The 25,209-nt window shown below is 66.5% G+C and carries 28 protein-coding genes; 8 read left to right on the forward strand and 20 right to left on the reverse strand.

Translation table 11 applies throughout. The annotated features are described in order from the left end of the window. Nucleotides 1–158 precede the first annotated feature (158 nt). Together glyA and CQW49_RS06380 are read left to right on the forward strand one after the other, a co-directional pair. Entirely contained in the window at nucleotides 159–1,433 is a 1,275-nt protein-coding gene (gene glyA / locus CQW49_RS06375) for a serine hydroxymethyltransferase (RefSeq protein WP_003614520.1), read from the forward strand. A 411-nt stretch (nucleotides 1,434–1,844) separates the two neighbouring features. Continuing rightward, on the forward strand, nucleotides 1,845–2,303 hold the full coding sequence (locus CQW49_RS06380; protein WP_003614518.1) for a hypothetical protein: 459 nt from the start codon (nucleotides 1,845–1,847) through the stop codon (nucleotides 2,301–2,303). Between the two features lie 45 nt (nucleotides 2,304–2,348). Here the strand turns inward: CQW49_RS06380 and CQW49_RS06385 are convergent, their stop codons facing one another. Continuing rightward, nucleotides 2,349–3,230 carry a hypothetical protein gene (locus CQW49_RS06385; protein ID WP_003614516.1) on the reverse strand — a complete coding sequence of 294 codons (882 nt, stop codon included), beginning with the start codon at nucleotides 3,228–3,230 and terminating at the stop codon, nucleotides 2,349–2,351. 262 nt (nucleotides 3,231–3,492) lie between these two features. Further along, nucleotides 3,493–3,927 carry a Rieske (2Fe-2S) protein gene (locus tag CQW49_RS06390; protein ID WP_003614515.1) on the reverse strand — a complete coding sequence of 145 codons (435 nt, stop codon included), beginning with the start codon at nucleotides 3,925–3,927 and terminating at the stop codon, nucleotides 3,493–3,495. A 179-nt stretch (nucleotides 3,928–4,106) separates the two neighbouring features. Here CQW49_RS06390 and CQW49_RS06395 point away from each other — a divergent pair, with 179 nt between their 5' ends. Then, nucleotides 4,107–4,373, forward strand: a complete 267-nt coding sequence (locus tag CQW49_RS06395; protein WP_244441333.1) for a hypothetical protein — start codon at nucleotides 4,107–4,109, stop codon at nucleotides 4,371–4,373. 7 nt (nucleotides 4,374–4,380) lie between these two features. Here CQW49_RS06395 and CQW49_RS06400 read toward each other — a convergent pair whose 3' ends face one another. Together CQW49_RS06400 and CQW49_RS06405 are read right to left on the reverse strand one after the other, a co-directional pair. Further along, nucleotides 4,381–5,106, reverse strand: coding sequence for a response regulator transcription factor (locus CQW49_RS06400; protein WP_003614513.1), 726 nt, complete (start codon nucleotides 5,104–5,106; stop codon nucleotides 4,381–4,383). A gap of 37 nt (nucleotides 5,107–5,143) precedes the next feature. Next, nucleotides 5,144–5,476 carry a rhodanese-like domain-containing protein gene (locus CQW49_RS06405; RefSeq protein WP_003614512.1) on the reverse strand — a complete coding sequence of 111 codons (333 nt, stop codon included), beginning with the start codon at nucleotides 5,474–5,476 and terminating at the stop codon, nucleotides 5,144–5,146. A 142-nt stretch (nucleotides 5,477–5,618) separates the two neighbouring features. Between CQW49_RS06405 and CQW49_RS06410 the strand changes: the two genes are divergently transcribed. Then, nucleotides 5,619–6,041, forward strand: coding sequence for a CHRD domain-containing protein (locus CQW49_RS06410; protein WP_003614511.1), 423 nt, complete (start codon nucleotides 5,619–5,621; stop codon nucleotides 6,039–6,041). Nucleotides 6,042–6,065: 24 nt separating this feature from the next. Here the strand turns inward: CQW49_RS06410 and CQW49_RS06415 are convergent, their stop codons facing one another. Further along, a complete protein-coding gene (locus CQW49_RS06415) occupies nucleotides 6,066–6,608 on the reverse strand; it encodes a hypothetical protein (protein WP_003614510.1) in 543 nt (180 codons plus the stop codon). A 202-nt stretch (nucleotides 6,609–6,810) separates the two neighbouring features. On the opposite strand from CQW49_RS06415, the gene CQW49_RS06420 reads away from it, so the two are divergent. Further along, nucleotides 6,811–7,641, forward strand: a complete 831-nt coding sequence (locus CQW49_RS06420; protein ID WP_003614509.1) for a DUF5765 domain-containing protein — start codon at nucleotides 6,811–6,813, stop codon at nucleotides 7,639–7,641. 90 nt (nucleotides 7,642–7,731) lie between these two features. On the opposite strand, the gene CQW49_RS06425 is transcribed toward CQW49_RS06420, so the two are convergent. The 5 genes from CQW49_RS06425 to CQW49_RS06445 form a co-directional block, all read right to left on the reverse strand. After that, a complete protein-coding gene (locus CQW49_RS06425) occupies nucleotides 7,732–8,751 on the reverse strand; it encodes a 5-oxoprolinase subunit C family protein (protein WP_003614508.1) in 1,020 nt (339 codons plus the stop codon). Beyond that, nucleotides 8,748–9,488, reverse strand: coding sequence for a 5-oxoprolinase subunit B family protein (locus tag CQW49_RS06430; protein ID WP_003614506.1), 741 nt, complete (start codon nucleotides 9,486–9,488; stop codon nucleotides 8,748–8,750). The genes CQW49_RS06425 and CQW49_RS06430 overlap by 4 nt, the downstream gene beginning before the upstream one ends. 1 nt (nucleotide 9,489) lies before the next feature. Next, nucleotides 9,490–10,260: a LamB/YcsF family protein gene (locus tag CQW49_RS06435; RefSeq protein ID WP_003614505.1), complete on the reverse strand. Its 771-nt coding sequence runs from the start codon at nucleotides 10,258–10,260 to the stop codon at nucleotides 9,490–9,492. A 168-nt stretch (nucleotides 10,261–10,428) separates the two neighbouring features. Then, nucleotides 10,429–11,388, reverse strand: a complete 960-nt coding sequence (locus CQW49_RS06440; protein WP_003614503.1) for a right-handed parallel beta-helix repeat-containing protein — start codon at nucleotides 11,386–11,388, stop codon at nucleotides 10,429–10,431. A gap of 94 nt (nucleotides 11,389–11,482) precedes the next feature. After that, nucleotides 11,483–14,176 carry a histidine kinase dimerization/phospho-acceptor domain-containing protein gene (locus tag CQW49_RS06445; protein WP_244441332.1) on the reverse strand — a complete coding sequence of 898 codons (2,694 nt, stop codon included), beginning with the start codon at nucleotides 14,174–14,176 and terminating at the stop codon, nucleotides 11,483–11,485. Nucleotides 14,177–14,484: 308 nt separating this feature from the next. Between CQW49_RS06445 and CQW49_RS06450 the strand changes: the two genes are divergently transcribed. The 3 genes from CQW49_RS06450 (at nucleotide 14,485) to CQW49_RS06460 (ending at nucleotide 16,804) form a co-directional block, all read left to right on the forward strand. Continuing rightward, nucleotides 14,485–14,844, forward strand: coding sequence for a phasin (locus CQW49_RS06450; RefSeq protein ID WP_003614500.1), 360 nt, complete (start codon nucleotides 14,485–14,487; stop codon nucleotides 14,842–14,844). Between the two features lie 103 nt (nucleotides 14,845–14,947). Then, nucleotides 14,948–15,532 carry a phasin family protein gene (locus CQW49_RS06455; protein ID WP_003614499.1) on the forward strand — a complete coding sequence of 195 codons (585 nt, stop codon included), beginning with the start codon at nucleotides 14,948–14,950 and terminating at the stop codon, nucleotides 15,530–15,532. Nucleotides 15,533–15,853: 321 nt separating this feature from the next. Continuing rightward, nucleotides 15,854–16,804, forward strand: a complete 951-nt coding sequence (locus tag CQW49_RS06460; protein WP_003616302.1) for an IS110 family RNA-guided transposase — start codon at nucleotides 15,854–15,856, stop codon at nucleotides 16,802–16,804. Between the two features lie 93 nt (nucleotides 16,805–16,897). Here CQW49_RS06460 and CQW49_RS06465 read toward each other — a convergent pair whose 3' ends face one another. From CQW49_RS06465 to CQW49_RS06510, 10 genes are all read right to left on the reverse strand, one after another. Then, entirely contained in the window at nucleotides 16,898–17,740 is an 843-nt protein-coding gene (locus CQW49_RS06465; protein WP_003611385.1) for a shikimate dehydrogenase, read from the reverse strand. Nucleotides 17,741–17,864: 124 nt separating this feature from the next. Next, on the reverse strand, nucleotides 17,865–18,188 hold the full coding sequence (locus tag CQW49_RS06470; protein WP_003611384.1) for a type II toxin-antitoxin system HicB family antitoxin: 324 nt from the start codon (nucleotides 18,186–18,188) through the stop codon (nucleotides 17,865–17,867). Further along, nucleotides 18,185–18,439 carry a type II toxin-antitoxin system HicA family toxin gene (locus CQW49_RS06475; RefSeq protein ID WP_003611383.1) on the reverse strand — a complete coding sequence of 85 codons (255 nt, stop codon included), beginning with the start codon at nucleotides 18,437–18,439 and terminating at the stop codon, nucleotides 18,185–18,187. The genes CQW49_RS06470 and CQW49_RS06475 overlap by 4 nt, the downstream gene beginning before the upstream one ends. 243 nt (nucleotides 18,440–18,682) lie before the next feature. Beyond that, entirely contained in the window at nucleotides 18,683–20,335 is a 1,653-nt protein-coding gene (gene ettA / locus CQW49_RS06480; protein WP_003611381.1) for an energy-dependent translational throttle protein EttA, read from the reverse strand. A 352-nt stretch (nucleotides 20,336–20,687) separates the two neighbouring features. Next, a complete protein-coding gene (locus tag CQW49_RS06485; protein ID WP_003611380.1) occupies nucleotides 20,688–21,218 on the reverse strand; it encodes a hypothetical protein in 531 nt (176 codons plus the stop codon). 106 nt (nucleotides 21,219–21,324) lie between these two features. Further along, the gene (locus CQW49_RS06490; protein ID WP_003611378.1) at nucleotides 21,325–21,807 is read right to left on the reverse strand and encodes a hypothetical protein; all 483 of its coding nucleotides are present in this window, start codon (nucleotides 21,805–21,807) and stop codon (nucleotides 21,325–21,327) included. 34 nt (nucleotides 21,808–21,841) lie between these two features. Continuing rightward, a complete protein-coding gene (locus tag CQW49_RS06495) occupies nucleotides 21,842–22,279 on the reverse strand; it encodes a hypothetical protein (protein WP_003611376.1) in 438 nt (145 codons plus the stop codon). A gap of 11 nt (nucleotides 22,280–22,290) precedes the next feature. Next, nucleotides 22,291–22,830: a hypothetical protein gene (locus tag CQW49_RS06500; RefSeq protein ID WP_003611374.1), complete on the reverse strand. Its 540-nt coding sequence runs from the start codon at nucleotides 22,828–22,830 to the stop codon at nucleotides 22,291–22,293. A 100-nt stretch (nucleotides 22,831–22,930) separates the two neighbouring features. Next, a complete protein-coding gene (locus CQW49_RS06505) occupies nucleotides 22,931–24,232 on the reverse strand; it encodes an SCP2 sterol-binding domain-containing protein (RefSeq protein WP_024749930.1) in 1,302 nt (433 codons plus the stop codon). A 150-nt stretch (nucleotides 24,233–24,382) separates the two neighbouring features. Continuing rightward, on the reverse strand, nucleotides 24,383–24,853 hold the full coding sequence (locus tag CQW49_RS06510) for a MarR family winged helix-turn-helix transcriptional regulator (protein WP_003611370.1): 471 nt from the start codon (nucleotides 24,851–24,853) through the stop codon (nucleotides 24,383–24,385). Between the last annotated feature and the right edge of the window lie 356 nt (nucleotides 24,854–25,209).

A 25,209-nucleotide genomic window follows, 5' to 3' on the forward strand; every position in this document is an offset into this window, starting at 1 on the left:
CTCGGCGTGATAAGCGGCAGGCTTCACATTTCGTTTCGTCCCGCATGGGCCGGGCGCGCGCCTTATCGCCCCCGAAACCGCCATGCCGAATGTGATCGATCGGCTTTCCCGTCGGGGACGCGGGAGCGCCGGCGCTTTGCTCGCCATCAGAGGTAAACATGAGCCAGACCAGCTTTTTCTCTACTCCGCTCGCCGAATCCGATCCCGAGCTCGCCAAGGCCATCGGTCTCGAGCTCGGCCGGCAGCGCGACGAGATCGAGCTGATCGCCTCCGAGAACATCGTCTCCAAGGCGGTGCTCGAGGCGCAGGGCTCGGTTCTGACCAACAAATACGCCGAAGGCTATCCGGGCAAGCGCTATTATGGCGGCTGCCAGTTCGTCGACATCGCCGAGAATCTGGCGATCGAGCGCGCCAAGCAGCTGTTCGGCTGCGGCTTCGCCAATGTGCAGCCGAATTCCGGCAGCCAGGCCAATCAGTCGGTGTTCCTCGCTCTGGCGACGCCGGGCGACACGTTTCTCGGCCTCGACCTCGCTGCGGGCGGCCATTTGACGCATGGCTCGCCGGTCAACCTCTCCGGCAAATGGTTCAAGCCGGTCCCCTATACGGTGCGCAAGGACGACCAGCGCATCGACATGGAACAGGTCGCGGCGCTCGCCGCCGAGCACAAGCCGAAGCTGATCATCGCCGGCGGCTCGGGCTATTCGCGCATCTGGGACTTCGAGGCCTTCCGCAAGATCGCCGACAGCGTCGGCGCTTATTTCATGGTCGACATGGCGCATTTCGCCGGCCTCGTGGCCGCCGGCCTGCACCCCTCGCCGTTCCCGCATGCGCATATCGTCACCACCACGACACATAAGACGCTGCGCGGCCCGCGCGGCGGCATGGTGCTCACCAATGACGAAGAGATCGCCAAGAAGATCAATTCGGCGGTGTTCCCCGGCCTGCAGGGCGGCCCGTTGATGCATGTGATCGCCGGCAAGGCCGCCGCCTTCGGCGAGGCGCTGAAGCCGGAGTTCAAGGCCTATCAGCAACAGGTGAAGGACAACGCCCAGACGCTGGCGCAGACGCTGGTCGACGCCGGCCTCGCCATCGTCTCCGGCGGCACCGACAATCATCTGATGCTGGTCGATCTGCGTCCGAAGAAGCTGACCGGCAAGGCGGCGGAAGCGGCGCTCGGCCGCGCCCATATCACCTGCAACAAGAACGGCATTCCCTTCGATCCGGAGAAGCCCTTCGTCACCTCCGGCATTCGCCTCGGCTCGCCGGCCGCCACCTCGCGCGGCTTCGGCACGGCGGAGTTCAAGACGGTTGGCGGCTATATCGTCGAGGTGCTGGACGGGCTCGCCGCCAAGGGCGAGGCGGACAACGCCGCGACGGAAGCCGCGGTGAAGGAGAAGGTCCACGCGCTGACGGCGAAATTCCCGATCTATTGATTGGCGCCGACGCCCCTCCCTCTCGATCGAGGGAGGGGCGCCAGAGCGCTTTCTAGAATTCTTTCGTTTGAGCGAATTCTGATCGATCGAACGCTGCCGTTCGAAACTGACGGGCCTCGAGAGCGAGCCTGAAGGCTCGCGGTCCAGGGGCCGCGCTTGGACCGCGAGCCTTCAGGCTCGCTCTTTCAGCCCTGTCGAATCGGCTGAATCACGCCACTCGTCCTGCGGTGGCCTGCCTTCCGAATCCGGCGCCCAGAGCGCGCGCGCCCGAGGCTCGCTTTTTATCCCGCCCGCATCGCGCCTAAACATGAGATTTTCGGCACGACAATTGCGATCGCTTGTTCAAAAGTCCTTTCCGCATGTCGCTTTTGTCGCAAAGCCGGCATGCCTAGCAAAGGAGGAGTAGGCGATATGAGATTGGCGGAGGCTTTCGCGTCGGCGACGCTCGACGATATCAAGGCGGCGCTCGACGGCGGCAAACTGGTCCTGTATTCGACCGGTCGTCCGGTGGGGCCGGATCACGTGATTACCCGCAGCGAGGCGCTCGCGACTTTCACTTTCGCTTCTCCGGCCTTCAACGGCGACGCGCCGTCGTTCGCCGAAGCGACGGTGATCGCGACGGCGATCGGCACGCCCGGCTGGGCGCGCCTGTCGAAGGCGGACGGCACGCCGGTGGCCGATCTTTCGGCCGGCCCGGGCGCGACGGAGATCAAGCTCGCCAGCGTTTCGGCGACCAAGGACTTCCCTGTCACAGTGACCTCGGTCACATTCGGCCCGGCCGAGACGGTCGAATGGGCGAAGACGGAATTCGGTCACGTGTTCCAGACCAATCACGACAATCCGTTCCGCAAGGTTTCGGTGCGCGGCTGATCGCGCTGGTCCGGCGGCGTCGACGACGCCGCCGGATCGACGGCCTCAGGCGGGCCGAGAGCCCTGCCCCATCAAATCCTTCAGCAGCGTGTCGGCGCTCGTTTGCGTAGCGCTGGCGTCTCCGTTCTGAGCTTGCGCGATCAGCGCTTTCAGATCGTCGATGATCGTCGAAGAAGACGATGAGGACGAGGACGAGGCGTCGCTGGTCTCCGCGTCCGTGGACGTTCCCAGAAGCGTCGAGAGTTCGCCGTCGAGGCTCGTCGCAGCCGTCTTCGCGGCGGAAGAGTCGCCCGACTGAGCGGCCTCGAGAAGCGTCGCGAGGTCGGAGACGAAAGACGATTCCGTGGACGACGAATCGGATGTTCCGCTCGACGAGCCGGAACCGCCATCAGTGGGCGGCGGCGGCGGTGCGCTCAACCGGCTCTCGATTTCGGTCGCTGTCGTCTGAGCGCCGGTCATGTCGCCGGATTGCACGGACGAGACGAGCGACTGAAGATCGGTCAGGAAGCCGGATTGCCCGGCCGTGTCGGAGTCGCTCGCGCTGGTCAGATCCTGCAATTGCGTCTTCAAGCTCGTCGCCGCGGCGGACGCCGCTTCCGTATCGCCGGACTGGACCGATTTCAGCAATGTCGCGACCGTCGAAGCGAAGGACGAATCGCTGCTGTCCGTCGTTTGACTGCTCGACGTCGAGGAAGAATCGAGCTGCGCCAGGACGCCCGCCAGCCCATCGGAGGCGGAATTGCGAAAGGAGGCCATGCCCGCCGCATCGGGCGGAGGCCCCGCCGGCTGCGTGGCGCCGGCTGCGCCGGCCGTCTGAGCGGCCTGGGCCGCCGAATCGGCGATGGCTTTTTCGACATCCTTGTCGGTTTTTTGCTGCTGATAGAGCGAGGTTAGCGCGCTCGCGGAGTTGAGGCTAGATATTGTCATTCTGCGTATCCTTCCCGAGGGGGACGACGCAGGAATTTCGTATAGTATCCTTATGCAAACCTTACAAATGCAGATCCTCGGCAGGCGGATACACCGTTCGATTACAATCGCCGTCGTATTTATCTATAGCATATCCAATAATACCGAAACATTTCTGGATTATACATTGCTGGCAACATGAACGCGGCGGCAACGGCTGCGGCCGCATGAAGTCGCAGGCTCGGGTCTCCCCGAACCTGCGACGATCAGGCGTGCTGGGGGCTCAATCGGAAGTGATCACCACCTCCGGATAGAGATCCTTCTCCTCGCGATCGAGGCCGTCTTCCTCGGCGATCTGCACGCCGGCGATGCACACCTCCTCTTGATCTATCACCAGCGCGACCTTCTCGAGCTCCGCGCCGACGCAGGGGCCGTCGTTGCAGACGCCGGTCGGAATGTCGAACTGCGCGCCATGCTTGCCACAGAGCAGGAATCGCTGCGTGGGATCGAAGAAGGATTTCGGCTCGAAGTCGAGCCGGCTATTCTGATGCGGGCAGCGATTCACATAGGCGTAATATTTGCCCTGATGACGTACGATGATGATCGGAAAGGGGACTGTCTTCCCTTCCTCATTGATGCGGGCGAGCACATAGCCGACCGCCCTGCGCTTGGCGACGTCATTGACGTGGCAAACGGCGAAGATTTCGCTGACCTCCATCTCGCTTCCTCTGCTTACAGCCGTTCCAAAGACTGCCTAGGTGCAAGCAATCTCGGCGCCGCGCGCGCTGTGCGCCGGCGCACAGCGGCCGGCCCGCCCGATCCGTAGAACTCTGGTCAGAGACGAAATGACGACGGGCCAGGCCCGCGCGGGACCGGGGGAACATCATGAGCTTTGCAATGACCGAATTCGCGTCCCGGCCTGTTCAGACCGGCTCGGCTGTGCGCATCTCGCTGGCGCTGCTCGCAATGGTGGCTGGTCTTGCAGCGGGCAAGGCGCTCATCGCCCGCGTCGCGACGCCGGCCTTGGCCGAGCCCGCCCCGGCGGTGGCGACGCTGCGCGCGGCGCCGGCCAAGGATGTCTGCCGCGCGGTCGAGGTGGAGATCGACGAAGGCTATGGCGTGCGCGGGCATGTCACCCGCTGGGTCTGCCGCAAGGCGGGCTGAGACGCCTTTACGCTTTGACGAAACGATAGCCGACGCCGGGATCGGTGACGATGAGGCGCGGCGCGGAGGGATCCTCCTCGATCTTGGCCCGCAACTGGCCGATGAAGACGCGCAGATATTGCGTGTCGCCGCCATGCGCCGGCCCCCAGACGGCGGTGAGGATCTGCTTATGCGTCAGCAGCTTGCCCGGATGGCGGGCGAGCGTCGCGAGGAGGTCGTATTCCTTCGGGGTGAGCTTGACCGGCGCGCCGTCGCGGGTCACGGCGCGATTGGCGAGATCGATGCGCAGGCCGAGGCTCTCGACCTCGGCGGCGGCGGGACCGGCGTCGCGCGCGCCATGGCGCAGCGCCGCGCGCAGCCGCGCGAGCAGCTCGCCGATGGAGAACGGCTTTTCGACATAGTCGTCGGCGCCGGCGTCGAGCGCCTCGATCTTCTCCTGCTCGCGGTCGCGCGCAGAGACGATGAGAATCGGAACCTGGGAGAAGGCCCGCGCCTGCGCCAGCACCTCCTTGCCGTCCATATCGGGGAGGCCGAGGTCGAGCAACACCGCGTCGGGCGAAAGGGCGGCGATCGCCCTCAAGGCTTCGCGCCCGCTCGCCGCTTCGATCGTCCGATAGCCGCCGGCGGCGAGCGCCGGCTTCAGCACGCGCAGCAGCTGCGGCTCGTCGTCGACGATGAGGACCCGCGGCGCGTTGGCGAGCGGCGGGGCCTCGGCCTTGTGCTGCTCGGCCATTCCGGCGTCCCCATTCGGCGAGATCGCGGCGCCCGCGTCACATGCCGGGCACGACCGGCTCGCCCGCCTTCTGCCAACCGAGAATGCCGCCGCCGAAATGCGTGCGGACGTCGCGCCGGCCGAGCAGGCGCGCCTGCTCCATCGCATTCACCGAGCGCTTGCCGGAGCGGCAATAGACGACGATCGTCTGGTTCTCCGCAGGCCGCGGAATCTGCGTCGGGTCGAAGCGGGAGAGCGGATTGAACAGCGCGCCTTCGATATGGCCGGAGGCGTATTCATCGGCCTCGCGCACATCGATGAGAATGATCGAGCCGTCGGCGAGGCCGGTCTTCAAATCGTCGAGGCTGATGTCGGTGAACGGGTCGGCCATGGTCGGGGTCCTGAAATGGGCGCTCCCGCCGCCGAGCGATGCCGGCTTGATGCGGGGCGCGGGCGCGTTAGGTGGCAGCGCCTCGGGGGCGCAGTTCCCACCATGTGACACAGGAGCCGGTGGAATGTCCAGGAACGCATCAATGGCGAGCATATGCTCGGCGGCAGCCCTCGCGCTCGTCCTCTCGGCCGCTCCGGCCATGGCCAAAACCGTCATGTTGAGGGGCGACCTCACCGGCGGCGCCGTCAATCCGCCGAGCGGGAGCAAAGCGTCGGGCGAGATCGAGGTCAAGCTCGATCCCGACACCAAGAAGATCACCTGGAAGGGCCACTACCAGGGCCTCCGCAGCGAGGAGACCGCGGCCCATTTCCACGGCCCCGCCGGGCCCGGCCAGAACGCCGCCCCGGTGCTGCCGGTCGACGCCGCGAACGGCAAATTCGAGGGCGAGGCCACGCTCGATGCGAAGCAGGTCGAGCAGCTCGAGAACGGGCGATGGTATTTCAACCTGCACACGGACAAGCATCCCGACGGCGCGCTGCGCGGACAATTGATGCGCGTGCGATGATGTCGCGCGTCGGCGAGAGGCGGCTCAGGCGCCGTCCTTGCCGGCCCGGCCGAGGGATCTGGGCCGCTCCGGCGCGAGACGCGGGGGCGGCTCCTTGCGTTCGGCGGTCTTCGGCGCGGCCGTCTTGGGCACGGAGCCCGTCGGCGTCGGATCGACCTGCGTCCGCTCGAGCCGCGAGAGCCGCGCCTCCAGCCGGTCGAGACGCGCGGCGCCCGCCTCGCGCGCGGCCTCGAGGGCGCGCAGCCGCTCGCCGGGACGCAGCGCCTCGCGCTCATGGCGCAGCGACTCGATCTGCGCGCGCGCCGAACGCACGTCGTCGAGCATTTGCGCGATCTCGCGGCGCCGGCGCAGATCGATCGAGGCGACCTCCGGCTTCCAGGCGAGCGCCTTGGACAAAGTCTCCGCGTCTATGCTCTGGCCCGCCTCGATCGCGTCCTTGACGCCCGTGCGCGAGCCGAGCATATAGCCGGCCGCCGTTCCGAAGGCGATCGAGGCGACGACGAAGACAGCGCGCCGCAGCCCCTGCGGCGAGAAGACCCCGAATGGCTTTGCGGCGATGATCGGCATGGGCGCCTCCACGGCGACCGACGGTCTGTCGATGGTCGCGCCACTGTCGGACCGGCGCGGTTAATGATCGGTTAAGCCGAGAGCTCGGCCGGGCGCGCCGCTGCGGCGATGTGCGCGCGGGCGCTGGAGCGCGAGGGCGCTCGACAGCCGCGCCGAAATTGTCTATCTGAGCCACAACTAGAAGAAAGATAGGGTACATTCCATGTGCTGGAGTGGGGAAGCGTCGACGGTGCTGGCGACGGTGGGCGTCGGCGGAGCAATTTATAGCGCGATCAAGAAAGAGCCCTTGGCGCTCTGGGGCTGCCTGCTCTATTTCTCCAGCATGGAGGCGCTGCAGGCGGTCAGCTATGCGGTGCTGGACCAGTGCGATTCGCCGCTCAATCAGATGATGACATTGTTCGGCTATCTGCACATCACCTTCCAGCCTTTCTTCATCAACGCCGTGGCGCTCTACTTCATGCCGAAGGAGGCCGCCAAGCGCGTCGCGCCGATCGTGTTCGCGGCCTGCTTCATCGGCGCCATCTCCATGCTGGTGCAGCTCTATCCGTTCCAATGGGCCGGACATTGCCAGCCGGGCCGGCCGCTCTGCGGCGAGTTCCTCTGCACCGTCCATGGCGAATGGCATCTGGCTTGGCTGGTGCCGACCAATGGCATCGGCAACAGCATGGCCGACAACGCCTATCTCGGCCGCGGCTATCTCGCCTATCCGCTGCTCGCCTTCCTGACGCCGGCGCTGATCGGCAGCTGGCGCTTCACCCTGTTCTCTTATGTGGCCGGCCCCTTCGCCGCGAGCCTCACCACCTCCAACATCAATGAATGGCCGGCGGTGTGGTGCCTGTTCAGCATCGGCCTCGTGCTCGCGATCATGAAGACACCGCTGCGCCGCCATCTGCATGTCGGCGAGCCCTGGTGGCGCCGTCTCGCCGCTTGGCGCGCCGCGCGGGCCGCCGCCCCTGCCGTCGCCATCGCCGAGCCGGTCCCCGAGCCGGAAAAGACGAGCCCGGCTCCGGCCCTCGAAGCGGCGGTCGACTGACGCCCTCTTCTGATGGGCCCTCATCCGACCTCGCTGCGCGAGGCCACCTTCTCCCGCCTTGCGGGAGAAGGCAGAACGTCTCGGATCCGCTCAATCTTCGGTCGCGTCGGCGACGCCGCCGATGAGATTGGCGGCGAGCAGAAATTCCGCGGTCAGCTCGGGCGCGAGCGGCCGCAGGCCCACGCCGGCGGCGATCGCCTCGTGGCGCGCGCGGCGCAGCCCCACCGCCTCCTCGACCGTGACCGCCGTGAAGCTCAGCGTTTCGCCCGGCCGTTTCTGCGCCAGACGGGCGATGTCGGCGCCGATCACATTGGCGATCTTGGGATAGCCGCCGGTCGGCTGGCGGTCCGCCATCAGCACCAGCGGCGCGCCGTCGCCCGGCGCCTGAATGGCCCCGAGCGCGACGCCGTCCGAGACGATGTCATGTCCATCGCGATGGGCGAGCCGCGGCCCCTCCAGCCGATAGGCCATGCGGTCGCTGCGCGCGGCGACGCTCCATGTTGCTTCGAGAAAGGCGCGCAGCGACGCCTCGGTGAAGCGGTCGTCCTGCGGTCCGAGGATGACGCGGACAGGCGCCGCCGAGGGCGCGAGCCAAGGCGCCTCGATCGCGAGCGCATCGAATGACGGCCTCCGAAGATCGGCGAGGGCCAGACGGTCGCCGGCCGCGAGCCCCCGCCCGGCGAGCCCGCCGAGCATCGATCGCGTATGGGTCGCGAGCGCGCCCAGCGCCGGCGGCAGATCGAGCCGCCCGGCGATGGCGATATAGCACCAGGCGCCCGCCGCTCCGGCGCGGATCGACAGGCGCGCCCCCGGCTCCAGCGTCAGCCGGCAGGCCGGCGGCAGCGGCGCGCCGTCGCGCCGCAGATCGAAAGCGCCGCCGGCGACAGCGAGGCCGATCGCCTCCCCCTCGGCTTCGAGCTCCAGACCGCCGAGCGACACTTCGATCGCCGCCGCATCTATGCGCGCCCCGACCGCGAGATTGGCGGCGGCGAGCGCGCCCGCGTCCATGGGACCGGCGGGCGTCACGCCATAGCGCAGATAGCCCCAACGGCCGCCGTCCTGCACGGTGACGCCGGGACCGGCCGAGCGGATGAGCAGCGCCGCCGTCACGGGACGCCCCCAGACTCCAGCCGCGAGACGATCTCGCCTCGCCCCGCACTCTCCTCCAGCCGCGCGAAAGCGGCGCGGTCGATCGGCTCGAAACGGATCGCGTCGCCGGGGTCGAACAGGAAGGGCGGATCACGGTCGAGCGCGAACATGCGCTCGGGCGTGCGGCCGATCACATACCAGCCGGTCGGCATGGGCGCGGCGCCGATCAGCGACAGTCCGCCGCCGATCAGCACGGCGCCCCGCGGCGTCGGCCCGCGCGGCGCGGCGCGGCGCGGCAGAGCGAGCGCGGCAGGAAGCCCGCCGAGATAGCACCAGCCCGGCGCGAAGCCATACATATAAGCGCGGTAGAGCGCGCCGGCGTGGAGCGCGGCGAGGCGCTCGGGCGCCAGCGCCAGCGCCTCCCCGGCCGCCTCGACATCCTCGGCCAGCGGCGGCTCATAGCAGCAGGGAACGACCCAGCGACGGCCGGGCGCGGAAGCGGCGGGCGTCTCGCCCGCCTGCAGCAGCGCGCGCAGATGGGCGACCAGCGCCGCGCGCGAAAGCGCCAGCGGCTCGTAATGGATCATCAGCGAGCGATAGGTGGGAACGGTCTCGACGATCCCCTCGAGCGGCGCGGCGCCGAGAGCCGCGTCCAGCGCCAGCACCAGGGCGTTGATCGCCGGATCGACGCTGTCGCCGAATTCGACGACGAGCGCCGCCTCGCCCGCGTCGAGCCAGCGCGACGCTGGATGGAGCATCTCACGCCTCCGCGGCGGTAAAGCTCGCGAGCCGGAAACCCGCCCGCTCCAGCGCGCCGCGCAGCCGCCGCGTCACCGCCACGGCATGGGGCGTGTCGCCATGCACGCAAATGGAGTCGATCGGCGTCGGCAGCAGCGCGCCGCTCTCGGAGATGAGCGCCTGCGCCTCCAGCATGGCGAGCACCCGCTCGGCGGCGCGCTCGGCGTCCTCGATCACCGCGCCCGGCAGGCCGCGCGGCGTCAGCCGCCCCTCGTCCGTATAGGCGCGGTCGGCGAAAGCCTCGCGGGCCACGGCGAGCCCCGCCTCCTCGGCCGCCAGCACTTGAGCGCTGCGGGCGATCGCGAGCAGAATGAGATCGCGGTCGACCGCTCGCGTCGCCCGCGCCACGGCGCGCGCGATCTCGGCCTCGCTCTCGGCGATATTGGCGAGCGCGCCATGGCATTTCACATGGGTGAGCCGATGCCCGCAATAATCGGCGAGCGCCTGCGCGGCGCCGATCTGATAGGCGACGAGCCGCTCGATCTCGGCGGGCGAATAGGGAATGCGCCGGCGCCCGAAGCCGGCGAGATCGGGAAAGGACACATGCGCGCCGATCGCGACGCCGCGCTCGCGCGCGAGCGCGAAGCAGCGCGCCATGATGTCGGGATCGCCGGCGTGAAAGCCGCAGGCGACATTGGCGGAGGTGACGAGACCGAGCATGGCGTCATCATCGCCCATGCGCCAGGCGCCGAAGCCCTCGCCGAGATCGGCGTTGAGGTCGATGGTGGGCAAGACTGTTCCCCCGCGGGTCCGGCGAAGGGCCCCGCGCCATAGGGAGCCATTGCGACGCAGATATTTATCGGCGCGTGCGGCGCATAATCAAGCTCCTGCGCTCCCGACGGCCCGGCGCGGCCGCGGCTGCGGAAGCGGCGAGACGATCGGCGCCGATCGCGGCGCGCGTCACGCGCTCTCCAACTCGTTGTCGATCAAGAAGTTGTTCCGGCTCTGGTGCAGCTGATTCACGTCGACGACATTCCTCGCAAAACTGCAATTTGCGACAAACGAGTCATAGCCGCCGACTTTACCTTGGAACAGCACGCCGCACTCGCGACTGCCTTCGATATGAGAATCGACCACGAAAGCGCCATGCGCATTGGAGATCATGACGCCGATCTCATTGTCGACGAATGTCGACTTGCTCACACAAATATTGCTCGGCTGAGAGACCGGATTGCCGATCAGAGCCACGCCGCGCATGCAATCGCGCGCGTTCACCTGAACCAGGCAATTGGTCAGCTTACCGTAAGTCGAATCCAACATCACGCCATTGCCGACGCATCGATGAATGGCTCCCTGCACATAAGCGCAGTTGCCGCCATCCAAATGCACGGCGGAATGACGACTATCCAATCCCGAATTGACCACCATCAAATCGATCGCAACGATATTATTGGTTCCTGTCGTGCCGAGTCCGCTCCAACCAATATTTTCTGCATAGAGGCCATCGATCGAAACATCATTACAAAATGTAAAGTGCAGCCCTGTCTGCAGCATATCATAAATGTATATATCACAGAATGACACCGAGCCGGAGTTGATAAGATACACACCATTGCAAAAGCTCGACCGTTGTTCGGTAGCCGGCTTCCACTGACGCTTATCGTTTCCTATAATACGTATATTCTCTAATCGGATATTTTTGTTGCCCTTACGGTGATCCGCATTGGTGAACATATTGTCATTCACACCGTCAGCCAGGACCAGCGTCGTCTCCAACGCGCCGAAGCCGCAGATATGGGCGTCATCATATAGCCTGACCGATTTGCTCACCTCGAATGTTCCCTGAGGAAGCACGGTCTTCACGCCCGACATGGCGCAAGATTGCAGAAACTCCGTAATATCTCTGTCAATCGATGCCATTAGCCTTATTCCCTACCGAGCAGAACAAACATTTCGTTTTGAAAGAATTTCCATTGCTCCGGCCGAAAGAAGCTCGGACCGCGACAATTCGCGCCTACTCCGCCGCCAGCACCTGCGGCGGCGGGAAGGCGACCTCGACCAGCGTGCCCTCGTTCCTGCGGCTGGTGATCGAGAAAGACGCGCGATTGGCCTCGATCAGCGCCTTGGTCACCGGCAGGCCGAGCCCGGTGCCGCTCGCCTTGTGCGGGCCGACCTGGCGGAACGGCTCCAGCGCCGTCTCGATCTCGCTCTCGCTCATGCCGATCCCCGTGTCCTTCACGCGGATCACCACATAGCCGGCGTCGGTGAGCGCGCTCGACACGATCACCTGTCCGCCGGCCTCGTTGAACTTCACCGCATTGGAGAGGAGATTGAGCAATATCTGCCGCAGCGAGCGCCCGTCGGCGAGCACGCGCGGCAGCCGCGGCCACAGCGACAGGCGGATGAGCACGCGGCTGCGATTGGCCTGCGGCTGCATGATCGACACGCATTCGGCGATCATGGCGTTGGCGTCGATGCGCTCGACGTCGAGCTCCATCTTGCCGGCCTCGATCTTCGACAGATCGAGCAGATCATTGACGAGGCTCAGCACATGCAGGCCGGAGGTGTGGATATCCTTCAGATATTCCTTGTAGCGCTCGCTGCCGAGCGGCCCGAAGCGCTCCTCCATCATCACCTCGGCGAAGCCGATGATGGCGTTGAGCGGCGTGCGCACCTCATGTGAGACCTTGGCCAGAAAATCGGTCTTGGCGGCGTTGGCGCGCTCGGCTTCCCGGCGCGCGGCCTCGAGCGCCTCGTCCGCGCCGCGACGCGGCCCGAGCTCGCGCAGAACCGCGCAGCGCCGCTGCTCCGCTCCAATCCCCACCAGCGTCAGCTGCAGCGCGCCTTTGCGCGCCCGGACCGAGGCCCGCAGGCCATCGGCGCCGGGCTCGCGACCGCGCAGATAATCGGCGACCGCCGCACGATCGGCCTCGGCGAACAGCGCGGCCAGCGGCTCGCCGGCCAGCGCCTCCGGCTCCTCGCCGAGGAGACGGCCGAAGCCGCCGCTGGCGCTGCGGATTCGGCCGTCGCGATCGAGAACGGCATAGGCGGCCCCGGTCGCCTCGAGCGTGGTGCGCAGCTCCTCCATCTCGCTTTGGCGTCGGGCCAGCTCGTTCTCCAACGCGCCGAGCCGCGCGGCCTCGGCGGCGCCGGCTGCGGGGCGCGCGCTGCGCAGAGTGACGAGCGTCGCCGGGCCGCCGTCCCAATCGATCGCCTGCAGGCGCGCATCGGCGTCGAGCCGCTCGCCGTCCTCGCCGCGCAGCTCGAGCACATTGGCGCCGCCCTCCGACGCGTCCTGCAGACGCGGGCCGACGAACAGCCGCGCGGCGCCGCCCTCGGCGGCCAGCGCCGTGAGATCGGGATAGCCGAGATAATCGAGCAGCGTGCGATTGGCGTAGAGCGCCTGCGCGCCACGCGCCACCAGAACGCCGACCGGCAGGCGGTCCAGAAGGGCGCGGGCGCGGGCGAGGCCGATGGGCTCCGCCTCGTCGCTTTCGGGCCAGGCCGGGGGCTCGCAGCCGGTCGCCTGCCCCACCGCCTCGATCAGCTCGCGCGCCGGGCCTTTGCCCGTCCTCGCCCCGGCGCCGAGGGCGCGGGAAATCTCGTCGAAGGCGGCGCGCTCGCTCGCCGTCAGCGGCTCTCCGGCCGCAGCCGCGCCGTCCTCGAAGCGCGGAAGCGCGAGCTGCGGACGCAGCGGAACCACCTTGCCCCCTGTGGAAACGAGCGGCGCGGCTTCCGGCAATTCGGCCGCAGCCTCGGGCGCCTCCGCCGGCGGCGCGGGCTCGGCGGCCGGCGGCTCGAAGCGCAGGCGGCCGACATGCAGCACGCCATAGCCCTGAAAACCGCCGAAGCGGCGGGCGTCGTCGAAAATGGGCAATGCGCCGAGCGTGACCGGCACGCGCGCGCCGCCGCCCTGCAACGGCCAGTCCAGCTCGACTCCGCTCCAGGAGCGCCGCGAGGCGAGGACCTCGTCGAGGCGGCCGCGCGGGTCGAGGCGCAGCCGGCGAGCCGTCTCGACGAAGCTGCGGCCGGCGATGTCGCTATTGTCGCGGCCGACCACATCGGCGAGCGCCCCCGTCACAACGACGACGCGACCCTCGGCGTCCGTGCGCCAGATGAAGCGCTCGGGCCGCGCCGGCTTGGAAGCAGGCTCGCCGGCAGGCTCGCCCGCTCTTGGCTCCGGCGCGGACTCCGGCTCGACGGCCGGGACCGAAGGGGGCTCCGGATCCGGCATGACGAGGGACGGCGCCGGCTCGGGCTCGGCCGCCGCCTCGACGATCGGACGCGGCTCCGGTTCGACCGGGAGAGAGGGAGCCTGTTGCAACGCGAGCTCGGCCTGCGAGCGCGCCCGCACGCCGAGCGCCGCGATCAGGAACAGACCACCCTGCTCGGCCGCGCGGGTCTTGCGGCAGAGGATGGTCACCGTCTGCGCGATCGGACCAAAGGAGAAGCGCAGGCGCTCGAGGCGCGGCGCGGCGCCATGCTGCGTCGAGACGGCGAGCTCGGCGAGGCGACGGGCCCCCTCCTCCTCGCCGCGGAACAGCCTTTCGCCGAGCGCGGCGGCGTCGGCGCCGAAAGCGGCGCGCGCCGATTCGTTGAGATAGACGATCGCGGGCGGAACTCCGACGGCGGCGACGATCGGCGCGCCCGAATCCTCCAGCGCCGCGAAGGCGGGATCCTCGCGAATTTGCAGGGCTGCATCGCCCACGCTCACAGATTCGTCCTGCATCTCGACTGCGCCCCGAACGCGGCCGATCGAACGAAGCGAGCGATCGGTTAAGAGAAATTTAAAGGTTTCACGCGGCTTGGTCTATGCGGCAGAGGCCGTTTCGAACAGGTTCGACCGTTTATGGTGAACGGCCGCGGCGGCTGCCCGTAAAGCATGTTGCAATGCAGCATGAATTGCGCCATAGTCGCGCCGTCCGGCTCGCTGAGGCGGATCGGTGCGTTGCCGGGCCGACGGTCGCGATCGGCCGGGCCAGCCCTTCGAACGACGTGACGAAAAGGATATCCTTCGTGAGCGAACCGATCTTCCAGATTCCGAACGAAGTGCGCGATTTCGCCGAAAAGAGCATGGAGCAGGCTCGCAAGGCGTTCGAAGGCTATGCCGGCGCCGCGCAGAAGGCGATCAGCTCCCTCGAGACGAGCACCTCGACCTTTCAGACCGGCGCGACCGATGTGAGCGCCAAGGCGCTCGGCTACGCCGAGGCCAATGTCAACGCCGCCTTCGAGCTCGCGCGCAAGCTGCTGCATGCGAAAGACCCGCAGGAAGTGCTCACCCTGCAAACGGAATATGTGAAGACCCAGGTCGAATCGATTCAGTCGCAGGCCAAGGATCTCGGCGCAGCGCTGCAAAAGGCCGCGACCGGCCGGTGATCGCACGCCGCGCGCCTCGAGCGCGTGGCTTGCCGCGCGTCGAGTGGCGGCGTTTTCGAGACGAGCCGGGCGCGCCAGAGCCCGCAATTAGGAGCCCGCAGCGATGGCAACCCATTTCAAAGGTCCCGCGAAACCGCGCGCGCCCAAGGTCGCGCCGATCTCCCTGAAAGACGAGCTCGACGCCGACGAGCCGGTCGCCCCGCCCGCCGACACGCCCTTCGCCGCTCCGTCGGACACGACCTTCGCCGACACGATCGTGAGCGCGCTCGAGGCCGAGCCGGTCGCGAGCGAAGCTGTCGCCCCGGCCGAGATCCTCGAGCCCGCGACCGCGGCGAATATCATCATCGAGCCGCTCGCCGCGGTCGAGCCCGAGCCGAGTCCCGCCGCGGCCGAGCCGCTCGTCATCGTCGCCGCCGTGACGAGCGCCGCGCCGGCGACGCTCGACGCCAGCGCGCTGCCGCTGAAGACGCTCGATCTCTTCAACGAGAACGCCGCCGCCATGATGGACTTCGCGCTGGCTCTGGGCGCCGCGAAAACGGTCGGCGACGCGCTCGAGCTGCAGTCGCGCTTCGCCAGCGAGCGCTATTCGAGCCTCGTTCGCCAGGCCGGCGAGGTCGCCGAGCTGACGCGGCGGCTGGCGTTCCAGCACGCGCCGTTCAAGCTGCGGGTCTCGACTTTCGTCGCGTGACTTAGGCCACAAGGATCGGATTGCGAGGAGCGAAGTGACCAAGGGGCCGCCCCGCGGCTCTAGATTGCTTCGCTGCGCTCGCAATTGTCTGATGGCGAGATGTTAATGAAGGGCCGTCCCGCGTGAGCGGGATGCCTCGGGCCGGGTGGCCACCCGGCCCGAGGCGCGGACCGTCAGACCGTCTCGCAATTGGGCGCGACGTCCGTCGTCATCATGGTCGGCGGTCCGCTTTCCTTTGAAACGCTTGATGAGTTGCACGGGCCTCTGCGTCGAAAGGCGAACGCCCGAAGACAATCATAAGCTCCTTCAGGATAGCCCCGAATGTCCATCTCCACCACCGCCCCTCGTATCATCGGTTGCGACGTCGGCAAGGCCCGCATCGAGATTTTCGTCAGCCGCGATCAGAGCCGCAAATCCATCGCCAATGATCCCGTCGCCCTCGCCGAATGGACGGCGACCCTCGATCCCGACTGCCTGGTCGTCTGCGAGGCCACCGGTGGTTATGAGGCCGCTCTCCTCGCCGCCCTCCTCGCGGCCGGCGTCCCGGCCCACCGCGCCGACGCCAGAAAAGTGAAGGCCTTTATCCGATCCTTGGGCGTCCACGGGAAAACCGACGCCCTCGACGCCCGCGCTCTCGCCCGCTACGGCCAGGAGCGTCATCTCCAGCTCGCCCGCTGGCAGGCGCCCGACAAAACCCGCGGAAAGTTGCAGGCGTTGGCGCTCACGCGACGCGATCTCGTCGTCCAGCGCACCGCTTTCTCAAACCGCGCGCAGGCCCCTGGAGCCGAGCCGGTGCAGAGCTATTTGAAAGCGCTTCTCGACTGTCTCGATGCTCAGATCGCGGCGATCGACGCCGACATCGCCGCTCTGATCGAGGCGCATGACGAGCTGCGCCGCTCCGAAAAAGCCTTGCGCCGCGTGGCCGGTCTCGGAGCAAAGACCGCCGCCGCCTTGCTCGCCCTCATGCCCGAGCTCGGCTCTTGTGATCGGCGACGCGCCGCCTCTCTCGCCGGCCTCGCTCCCCATCCGCGACAGAGCGGTGAAAAAGACGCCTACCGCCGCATGACCGGCGGCAGGCCGGAGGTCAAGCGCGTGCTGTTCATGGCCGCTATGTCAGCCGCAAGGCATAATCCTGCCTTGCGCGACGTCTACAAGAGGCTTCTCGCAAACGGCAAAAAACCCATTGTCGCCCTTTCCGCAATTATGCGAAAAATCATCGTCATCGCCAACGCAAAGCTGAGGGACCTCAAAATGACCCCTCAACTGAGTTGATGACGGCCTAAGCTACCTTGGCTCAAGTCCAGATCGCTGTTCTGAATAGTAGAAGCAGGCGGCGTCGCGCCTATGCCGATTGCGGCCCGCCTGTCACAACGTCGCCTCGATCATTGCGCGCAGCTCCGGCGTCGCCTCGGGCATGATCCCGAACCAGTCGCGAAACGCCGGCCGCGCCTGATGGATCAGCATGCCGAGCCCGTCCACGGCGACGAGGCCGCGCGCGCGCGCCGCCGCCAGCAGCGGCGTCTCCAGCGGGGCGTAGACGATATCGGAGACGAGTGCTCCCGCCGGCAGCGCGTCGAGCCGCAAATCGAGCGGCGGCTGGCCGACCATCCCCTGGCTCGTTGTATTGACCAGCAGCGCGGCGTCGGCGAGGCCGGCCTCGCGCGCTTCCCAGCGATGGGCCACGACCGGCGGTCCGAAATCCCGGGCCAAGGTCTCGGCGCGCTCCAGCGTCCGGTTGAACACGCGCACCTCGGTCGCCCCGGCGTCGATGAGCCCGGCGATCACGGCGCGCGCGGCGCCGCCAGCGCCGATGACCGCGGCAGGGCCGGCGTCGGCCCGCCACATGGGCGCGGCGGCGCGCAGCGAGGCGGTGAAGCCGAAACCGTCGTAATTGCGCCCGACCAGCGTTCCGTCCTCCTCCACCACCACGCAATTGACCGCGCCGACGCGTTTCGCGGTCGGGTCGAGATCATCGACGATGGCGAGCGCCGCCTCCTTATGCGGAATGGTGAGATTGCAGCCGGAAAAATTCAGCGCCGGCAACGCCCGCAGCGCCGCCGCCAGCCGTTCGGGCTCGATCGCGAGCGGGACATAGACGCCATCGAGCCCATAGCGCGCCAGCCAGTAATTGTGGATTTTCGGCGAGCGCGAATGGGAAATCGGCCAGCCCATGACGCCGGCGAGCAGAAATCGGTCCTGGCCGTGCATGGTCGCTCCTCGATCAGGGCACTATCCGATCCAATTGGATCGGATAGTGCCCTAGCATTCTTTCATTTGAGCGAATTCTAATCGATCGAACGATTCCGTTCGATCGGAAAGCGCTCTAAGGGGATTACGCGACATCTGCGAGCCGCGCGGCGATGAACTGATTGATGCTCTCGCCGGCCTTTGCGGCCTGCTCCGCGACGCGCTTGTGCAGTTCCGGAGGAATGCGCAGCGACAGCGTGCCCGAATAGGGCTTCTCCGGCTCGACGCCGCGATCCTTGCACCACTCTCGGTAGTCGTCGATCGTCTCCGCGAAAGCCCGGCGCAGATCATCTATGTCGCGGCCGGCGAAGTGAAGCGTGCCGCGAGCGTTGACGACGACGCCGTTCATGAGCGCATCGCCGTCCTCATAGCTCACCTCGGCGATGTAGCCTTCATGCTTCAGAATCATGGCGTCACTCCCGCGCTTTCGAGGAAGCGGCGAACCGCTGCGACGGCGCCCTTGTCGGTTTCCGGCTGCGGATGCGGCCGATGGAAAACCGCCTCGGCGCCAGCCAGCAGGAAACGAACGCGGGAGCCGCGGCCCTCGGAACGCTCCGCCCCGAGCGCGATGAGGAGGCTTTCGATGTCCGTCCAGCGAATATCCGAGGGGACCGGACGGGCGAAGATCGCCTCCAAGGTGCGCCGATGCTTCGCGTTCATGTTCTCTGATACCAGAATATGGTAGCATGCGCGAGCAGCGCCAACAGGCGCCGGCGAAAATTCCAGGAAGCGAGGCGAGCGTCCCTCGGGAGGGCCAGCGCGCGCCGCTGACACGTTATCCGAGCGGATAACGTGTCAGCATTCTTTCATTCGAGCGAGCTCCGTTTGATCGGGCTCTAAAGTTGTTGTTTCGTTTGAGCGAATTCTGATCGATCGAACGATTCCGTTCGATCGGAAAGCGCTCTAGCGCGAGAACTTCTTATACTTCAGCCGATGCGGGATCACGCTGTCGAGCCCCAGGCGACGCTTCTTGTCCTCTTCATAGTCCGCGAAATTGCCCTCGAACCATTCGACGTGCGAATCGCCCTCGAAGGCGAGCATATGGGTGGCGATGCGGTCGAGGAAGAAGCGGTCATGCGAGATGATGACCGCGCAGCCGGCGTAATCGACGAGCGCATCCTCGAGCGCGCGCAAAGTGTCGACGTCGAGGTCGTTGGTCGGCTCGTCGAGCAGCAGCACATTGGCGCCCTGCTTCAAGATCTTGGCGAGATGCACGCGGTTGCGCTCGCCGCCCGAGAGCATTCCGACCTTCTTCTGCTGATCCGTGCCCTTGAAGTTGAAGGCGCCGCAATAGGCGCGCGAGTTGATCTCGCGCTTGCCGAGATAGATGATGTCATTGCCGCCGGAAATCTCTTCCCACACGGTCTTCTTGTCGTCGAGCGCGTCGCGCGACTGATCGACATAGCCGAGCTGCACGCTCTCGCCCACAGTCACGGCGCCGTTGTCTGGCTTCTCCTGGCCGGTGATCATGCGGAACATGGTCGTCTTGCCGGCGCCGTTGGGGCCGATTACGCCGACGATGCCGCCGGGCGGCAGCTTGAAGGAGAGGTCGTCGATGAGCAGGCGGTCGCCGAAGGCCTTCGACACATGCTCGACGTCGATGACATTGGCGCCGAGGCGCTCGGCCACCGGAATGACGATCTGCGCGGTCGTCGGCGCCTTCTCGTTCTGCTTGGCGACCAATTCCTCATAGCGCTGGATGCGCGCCTTCGACTTGGCCTGACGGGCCTTCGGCGAGGCGGAGATCCACTCGCTCTCGGCCTCGAGCGCGCGCTGGCGGGCCTTGTCCTCGCTGCTCTCCTGCGCGAGGCGCTTCTGCTTCTGCTTCAGCCAGCTGGTGTAATTTCCCTCATAGGGAATGCCGCGGCCGCGATCGAGCTCGAGAATCCACCCCGTCACATTGTCGAGGAAGTAGCGATCGTGGGTGACGATCAGGATCGCGCCGGGATAATTGCGCAAATGCCCCTCGAGCCAGTTCACCGTCTCGGCGTCGAGATGGTTCGTCGGCTCGTCGAGCAGCAGCATTTCCGGCTGCTCCAGCAGCAGGCGGCACAGCGCCACGCGGCGGCGCTCGCCGCCCGAGAGCTTGGTGACGTCGGAATCGTCGGCGGGACAGCCGAGCGCCTCCATCGCCTGATCGACCTGGCTGTCGAGATCCCAGAGCCCCTTGGCCTCGATCTCGTCCTGCAGCGTCGTCATCTCGTCGGCGGTCTCGTCGGAATAGTTCACCGCGAGATCATTGTAGCGGTCGAGGATCGCCTTCTTCTCGGCGACGCCGAGCATCACATTGCCGCGCACGTCGAGAGCGGGATCGAGCTGCGGCTCCTGCGGCAGATAGCCGACCTTGGCGCCATCGGCGACGAAGCCTTCGCCGGTGAACTCCTTGTCCATGCCGGCCATGATGCGCAGCAAGGTCGATTTGCCGGCGCCGTTGACGCCGAGCACGCCGATCTTGGCGTCGGGGTAGAAGGAGAGGTGGACGTTGTCGAGAACCTTCTTGCCGCCGGGATAGGTCTTGGTCAGACCCTGCATGTGATAGATGAACTGGCGCGCCATGGGGGATCGGTCTCGCTCATGTGGGATTGCTCGGCGGGTTGTTTAGCGCCTTTTGCCGGGAAGTGAAAACCGGCTTTTTTCGTGAGGGCGCGCCGAAGGCGCGAGCGCGCGGCGGCAGACGCGACCGAAGCCGGCGCGCGGCCCAGCCGGGCGCATCCGCCAGAGATTGATGAGCTCGCCGCCCCGGCCCGGCCCGGAAACTCCGCCTCGCAGAGCGCCGCGTCGAACAGAACCGCCTCGAGCGCCGGTCTGCGAGCATCCGCACGCGCCCTTCCGCGCAGCGCGGCGCCGGCGAGACCGCCGCCCAGCATCACGACCTGTCGTCGATCCATCGCACTCTGGTTCAGACCGATCACGGCATGTTGAAGGTGAAAGGCGTCGTCACCACGCCATTGACGATGGTGAAGCTCTTCACCTGCCGCGTGCTGTACCCGCGTCCATTATCGTCGTACGCCGTGCATTGCACGGTGACGACGCCGCGCGGATTGGCTTCGCTCGTCGTCGTGATCCTCTGCTTCGAGGTGATTTGCGGCTGAGTCGAGAAGGCGTCGAACCCCTCGCTGCCGGCGTCGGCGCGCGAGATGGAATTATCGGGCGCGCGATAGCTGATCGTCGCCTGACAATTGATCGACCCCCAATCCGTCGCCGAGCTGTTCTTGAATGTAAAGGAGAGGGGGACGACGAAGGTGACCGAATAGGTCTTCGCCGCCGCCGGGGTGGCGGCGAGCGGCTGAAATGTCTTCGTCGCCGGATCATAATAGCCGGGGATCGCCCCGGCCGGCGGGCGCTGCTCGGGCGCCGGCGGCCAGACCACTCCCGGCGGGAGCGCGAGATCGGGCCCCGCATGCGCGGCGAATGCGACGAGCAGGGCGCCCGACGTCACGAAAAAGGAAGCTCGCCTATTGCTCATCGCCGCCCCGCGATCTAGAGCGCTTTCCGACCGAACCGGAATCGTTCGATCGATCAGAATTCGCCCGAACGAAACTATTCTAGAGCGCGCCGGAGAAAGCGACCGGCGTCGTCACGCCGGAACCCGGCGTCGCGAAAGTCTTCGAGAAGCTCGCCGTGAGACTATGGCCGACCCCTGCGACCGAGCTATTGGCGCTCACGAACATCGACACGGTCATATCCTCGCCCGCGGCGACCAATTTCCAGAGGTAAGGCATAGCGACGGAGATCGCGACCTTGCGCCCGATCACCGTCGCCGAACCCGCGACCGAGTGAGCATTGGAAAAGGAGGCGTCGACGGCGTTCGCATTGGCCGAATAAAAGACCGTCGAGCCGTCGGGAAGATCGGGACTCGCGGCGATCGTGGCGGTGATCGCCAATGTTCCGCCGACACCCACACTGGTCGGAGCGAGTCGAGGCTCGACGACCATAGCCGAATTTTTCGGCTCTGCGCGAAGTCCTCCCCCGACCCATGTCGAGGCGACGACCGCGAGAGCGATGGCGCCCGTCCATCTCGTTCCCATGAAGCTTCTCCTGCCTGCTGCGGCCACTCTTGTCTCAAAGTCGAAGCGAGGTGGCGACCGACGTCGTCGCGCCATGCGCGGGCAGCGTCACCGCGAAGGTTCGCGTCGCCTCGTTGAACAAAGGCTGCTGGTTCGAGGTCGTGGCCGAAACGCCGATGGTGAGGCTCGCCTTCGAATTGACGGGCTGCTCCAATTTCCACAGATACGGAACCGAGATCGTCACGATCTGCGTATCCTTGGTCTTCGCGACGAGCTGCGTCGCCGCCTCCGTCTGCCGCGTCTGCGTCCCATTGACGATGACCGAAGCGCGCAGGGTGAACAATGTCGCCTTCGGGATCGTCGAGGGCGACAGGATCGTCACCGTCACATTGAAGGTTCCGCGCCGCGTGATCGTCGCCGCATCCGCAGAGCCGCTGGCCGAAACGAACGCCGTCATCGCCAGAACGGCGCCGAGCCTACCGAATCGAGACATGGGCCTCATCCTCAAATTCGATGCGATACGGTGACGCGCGTTGTCGCGCCGTCGGCAGGCAGGGAGATCGATTGGTCCAGATCGACCTCGCCGTCCGGATGGAAGAGAAGTGTCGAGAGCAGAACCTTGTCGGTCGCCGCCGTCGTCGTGAAAGCGTAAGGCAGCTCGACCTCCGCGACTCCGACGGAGCCGGAGCGCGCGACATTGGCTAAAGCGATGGTCGACGTGGCCGTCGAGGGATCCGCGGTCGGCGCCGGCGTGGTCGTCGCCACGACGACCGCGGTCACACGCAGATTGGTCGGAAAATCCGGCGCGAACTGAATGTTCACCGTCACGATGAGCTTGCCGCGGCGAACGATCGGCGGCGCGGCGGCGACGGGCGACGCGGTCCTCTTGCCCGACATGAGCGCGGCGGAGCCGGTGGCGGGCGTGAAGCTGTTGCTCGATGGATCGAGGTAGCCGAACACGCGATCACCCGCCCGGCTCTCGACCAGAGGCGATAGGCTCGCCAGCAGCAAACAACCGATAAAATATTTCCCGCGCCGCCGCATTCGACGCTCTCCTCGAAAAGTAACCAATGTCTGAAGCTTATCCGCGACCGCCGGTTCGGTCAACGATCAGAAACATTTTTTCCGAGCCGGCGGCGGCTCGTCACGGAAAGCAGCGGCCGAAGGCGGCGAGCAGGCGCGGATCGCCGCGGAGCCGTATCTTCAAGCGCGCCAGCGACCAGAAGAGATTGGCCTCCTTGCGCAGGAAGCGCAGCCAGACCTGCGAATCGGCGCGAATGCGCAGATCGGCCGTTCCGATCAACCCCTCCTCCACGCTGAGCCGTCCGTCGGCGATCGCCACGGTGAGATCGCGGCGCTCGGCGCCGGTGAAGACGAAATGATAGACGGCGCGCAAGCCTCCCGCGCGCTTGCGCTGAAAACGAAGCGACATCCCGCGCGCGAAGCCCGCGATGGATGCGACGCGCAGGCCATTGCCAACGCGCTTCACGCTCTTGTTGGGAAAGCGGCGCTTCACATAATCTTCCGCATCCGAGCCCGCCGTCACATAGATCGTCTCCTGCTTGGCGCGCAGCGGATCGACGATCTCCTCGAGAAATTTCTTGCGGTCGTCGCGATAGGAGGAAATCACATCCTCGCCGGCGGGACACACGGCCAGGCAATAGGCGGCCTTGTAATTGGGCCCATAGGCGAGGCTCTGCCACATCGACACGGTCTCGGAATCGCTCATGTCGCGGCGATAGGCGCGCGCGCTCTTCGCGTCGGCGATGGTCTCGACCCAATCGGTGAAGCCGCCCATGAACTCGCGATAATTATGTGTGTAGCAAGCCTCGAACTGGAACGCGCCGTCGGGCGCGATGGCGCCGGTCGGACAGGCGGCGACGCAGAGCTTGCATTCGAGACAGGGATTGAAGTCGAGCGGGCGCGCATAGGAATCGAGCTCGAGATCGGCGACGACGGTTCCGAGCAAGATGAAATTGCCGAATTTCGGATGAATGACATTGCGATGTATGCCGATGCGCCCGAGCCCGGCGGCGACCGCGATCGGCTTGTGCGCGACGATCCACATACGCGAGGGCCAGCGCGCCGCCTCCATCGGAAAGGCCATCGCCGGATAGGCCGCGCGCGCGCCCATCTCCTCCAACGCGCGCGCGAGACGATGCGCCACCGCATCGGTCTCGTCGCCGACGCGATGGAACTCGACATTGGCCGCCGAGCGCGCCGGGCTGCGCACATTGTCGCGAGTCATGCGCATCACGAAGGAGACGAGCGTCTTGGCGAAGGGAAAGGCCGCGCGAATAATGTCGCGCTCGCCATCGAGCGCGGGATCGTCGAGCGCGACGAAACCGACATCGTCGGCGCCGGCGGCGAGCGCCATCTCGCGCAGACGGCGCGCCGGGAAGGGAGCGGCGAGAGAACCGGCCGTTTCGAGCAAAGCGGTAGACATATGCATATACCCCTTTCGTCGCGAGCGGTGGCGCTCTAAGGGCGAGCCTGAAGGCTCGCGGTCCAGAGGCCGGGTTTGGACCGCGAGCCTTCAGGCTCGCTCTACCGGGCCTTCGGAGCGAATTCCGTTCGATCGGAAGCGCTCCGACGTTCACTCTTCCGCATGATCCTTTTTCTGCATCGCATCGGCGAGCGCGCGGGCTTCGCCGACGAGATTCGCCAGCCGTTCGGGGCCGAAGGCCTTCTCCGCTTTCGCCTGCGCCTCGCGCCAGCGCGGCAAGGCCGCAGCGAGCGTCGTCCTGCCCTTCGCGGTGAGGAAGACCTTGCGCGTGCGGCGATCCTCGCCGGGTTTCACGCGCAACAATCCGCGTTTCTCCATGACCGCCAGATTGCGCGCGAGGGCGCTGCGCTCCAGCAGAAAAACCTCGGCGAGCTTGCCGACGGTCGCGCCCTCGGCGAGCGTGCAGGCGACGAGCAGCGAATATTGCGTCGGCTCCAGCCCGATCTCGGCGAAGCTCTCCGCATAGAGCCGCCCGACGGCGCGCCCGGCGCGGCGCACATTGGCGGCCGCGCAGCTTTGCGCACAGGCGCGAATCTCGGCGAGGTCGAGTGGGTCCGTCATGATTGAGGGTATATGCCCTCTTTTTTGCTCCGTCAAGAAAGCGACAGAAGCGGGCGACGCGAGTTATACCGGCATGACACGCGGCGACCATCGAGACGACGAACGAACACCGCGCGTGCCCGATGCGGAGCGATATTCGCGATCGCCGTGACGCTCGAGCGACTGGCTCGATCCTCGCGAGCATAGGGAGAGCCGCCGCCATTCTGTGGAGCGCATGGGTCCTCATGCGCGAGGCGCTCGGTCTCGCCCCGCCTTCCGTCATTTGAAGCGGTCGGTTCGTGCAATGGGATCGATCCGTGCGCGTGCGTCGCCTGCGGTAGAGCGCCGATTGTTCGGCGCCGCGCGAGCTTCTATCG

It is taken from the genome of Methylosinus trichosporium OB3b (genome assembly GCF_002752655.1).
GTDB lineage: Bacteria > Pseudomonadota > Alphaproteobacteria > Rhizobiales > Beijerinckiaceae > Methylosinus > Methylosinus trichosporium.

What these genes read in the sequence shown, in the direction of transcription:
- CQW49_RS06510 (WP_003611370.1), bottom strand. Translation starts at nt 24,853, where the DNA reads ATGACGGACCCACTCGACCTCGCCGAGATTCGCGCCTGTGCGCAAAGC.
- CQW49_RS06495 (WP_003611376.1), bottom strand. Translation starts at nt 22,279, where the DNA reads ATGTCTCGATTCGGTAGGCTCGGCGCCGTTCTGGCGATGACGGCGTTC.
- CQW49_RS06405 (WP_003614512.1), bottom strand. Translation starts at nt 5,476, where the DNA reads ATGGCCGACCCGTTCACCGACATCAGCCTCGACGATTTGAAGACCGGC.
- CQW49_RS06490 (WP_003611378.1), bottom strand. Translation starts at nt 21,807, where the DNA reads ATGGGAACGAGATGGACGGGCGCCATCGCTCTCGCGGTCGTCGCCTCG.
- CQW49_RS06470 (WP_003611384.1), bottom strand. Translation starts at nt 18,188, where the DNA reads ATGATTCTGAAGCATGAAGGCTACATCGCCGAGGTGAGCTATGAGGAC.
- ettA (WP_003611381.1), bottom strand. Translation starts at nt 20,335, where the DNA reads ATGGCGCGCCAGTTCATCTATCACATGCAGGGTCTGACCAAGACCTAT.
- CQW49_RS06420 (WP_003614509.1), top strand. Translation starts at nt 6,811, where the DNA reads ATGTGCTGGAGTGGGGAAGCGTCGACGGTGCTGGCGACGGTGGGCGTC.
- CQW49_RS06390 (WP_003614515.1), bottom strand. Translation starts at nt 3,927, where the DNA reads ATGGAGGTCAGCGAAATCTTCGCCGTTTGCCACGTCAATGACGTCGCC.
- CQW49_RS06410 (WP_003614511.1), top strand. Translation starts at nt 5,619, where the DNA reads ATGGCGAGCATATGCTCGGCGGCAGCCCTCGCGCTCGTCCTCTCGGCC.
- CQW49_RS06385 (WP_003614516.1), bottom strand. Translation starts at nt 3,230, where the DNA reads ATGACAATATCTAGCCTCAACTCCGCGAGCGCGCTAACCTCGCTCTAT.
- CQW49_RS06505 (WP_024749930.1), bottom strand. Translation starts at nt 24,232, where the DNA reads ATGTCTACCGCTTTGCTCGAAACGGCCGGTTCTCTCGCCGCTCCCTTC.
- CQW49_RS06415 (WP_003614510.1), bottom strand. Translation starts at nt 6,608, where the DNA reads ATGCCGATCATCGCCGCAAAGCCATTCGGGGTCTTCTCGCCGCAGGGG.
- CQW49_RS06430 (WP_003614506.1), bottom strand. Translation starts at nt 9,488, where the DNA reads ATGCTCCATCCAGCGTCGCGCTGGCTCGACGCGGGCGAGGCGGCGCTC.
- CQW49_RS06440 (WP_003614503.1), bottom strand. Translation starts at nt 11,388, where the DNA reads ATGGCATCGATTGACAGAGATATTACGGAGTTTCTGCAATCTTGCGCC.
- glyA (WP_003614520.1), top strand. Translation starts at nt 159, where the DNA reads ATGAGCCAGACCAGCTTTTTCTCTACTCCGCTCGCCGAATCCGATCCC.
- CQW49_RS06460 (WP_003616302.1), top strand. Translation starts at nt 15,854, where the DNA reads ATGTCCATCTCCACCACCGCCCCTCGTATCATCGGTTGCGACGTCGGC.
- CQW49_RS06380 (WP_003614518.1), top strand. Translation starts at nt 1,845, where the DNA reads ATGAGATTGGCGGAGGCTTTCGCGTCGGCGACGCTCGACGATATCAAG.
- CQW49_RS06500 (WP_003611374.1), bottom strand. Translation starts at nt 22,830, where the DNA reads ATGCGGCGGCGCGGGAAATATTTTATCGGTTGTTTGCTGCTGGCGAGC.
- CQW49_RS06455 (WP_003614499.1), top strand. Translation starts at nt 14,948, where the DNA reads ATGGCAACCCATTTCAAAGGTCCCGCGAAACCGCGCGCGCCCAAGGTC.
- CQW49_RS06400 (WP_003614513.1), bottom strand. Translation starts at nt 5,106, where the DNA reads ATGGCCGAGCAGCACAAGGCCGAGGCCCCGCCGCTCGCCAACGCGCCG.
- CQW49_RS06465 (WP_003611385.1), bottom strand. Translation starts at nt 17,740, where the DNA reads ATGCACGGCCAGGACCGATTTCTGCTCGCCGGCGTCATGGGCTGGCCG.
- CQW49_RS06475 (WP_003611383.1), bottom strand. Translation starts at nt 18,439, where the DNA reads ATGAACGCGAAGCATCGGCGCACCTTGGAGGCGATCTTCGCCCGTCCG.
- CQW49_RS06395 (WP_244441333.1), top strand. Translation starts at nt 4,107, where the DNA reads ATGACCGAATTCGCGTCCCGGCCTGTTCAGACCGGCTCGGCTGTGCGC.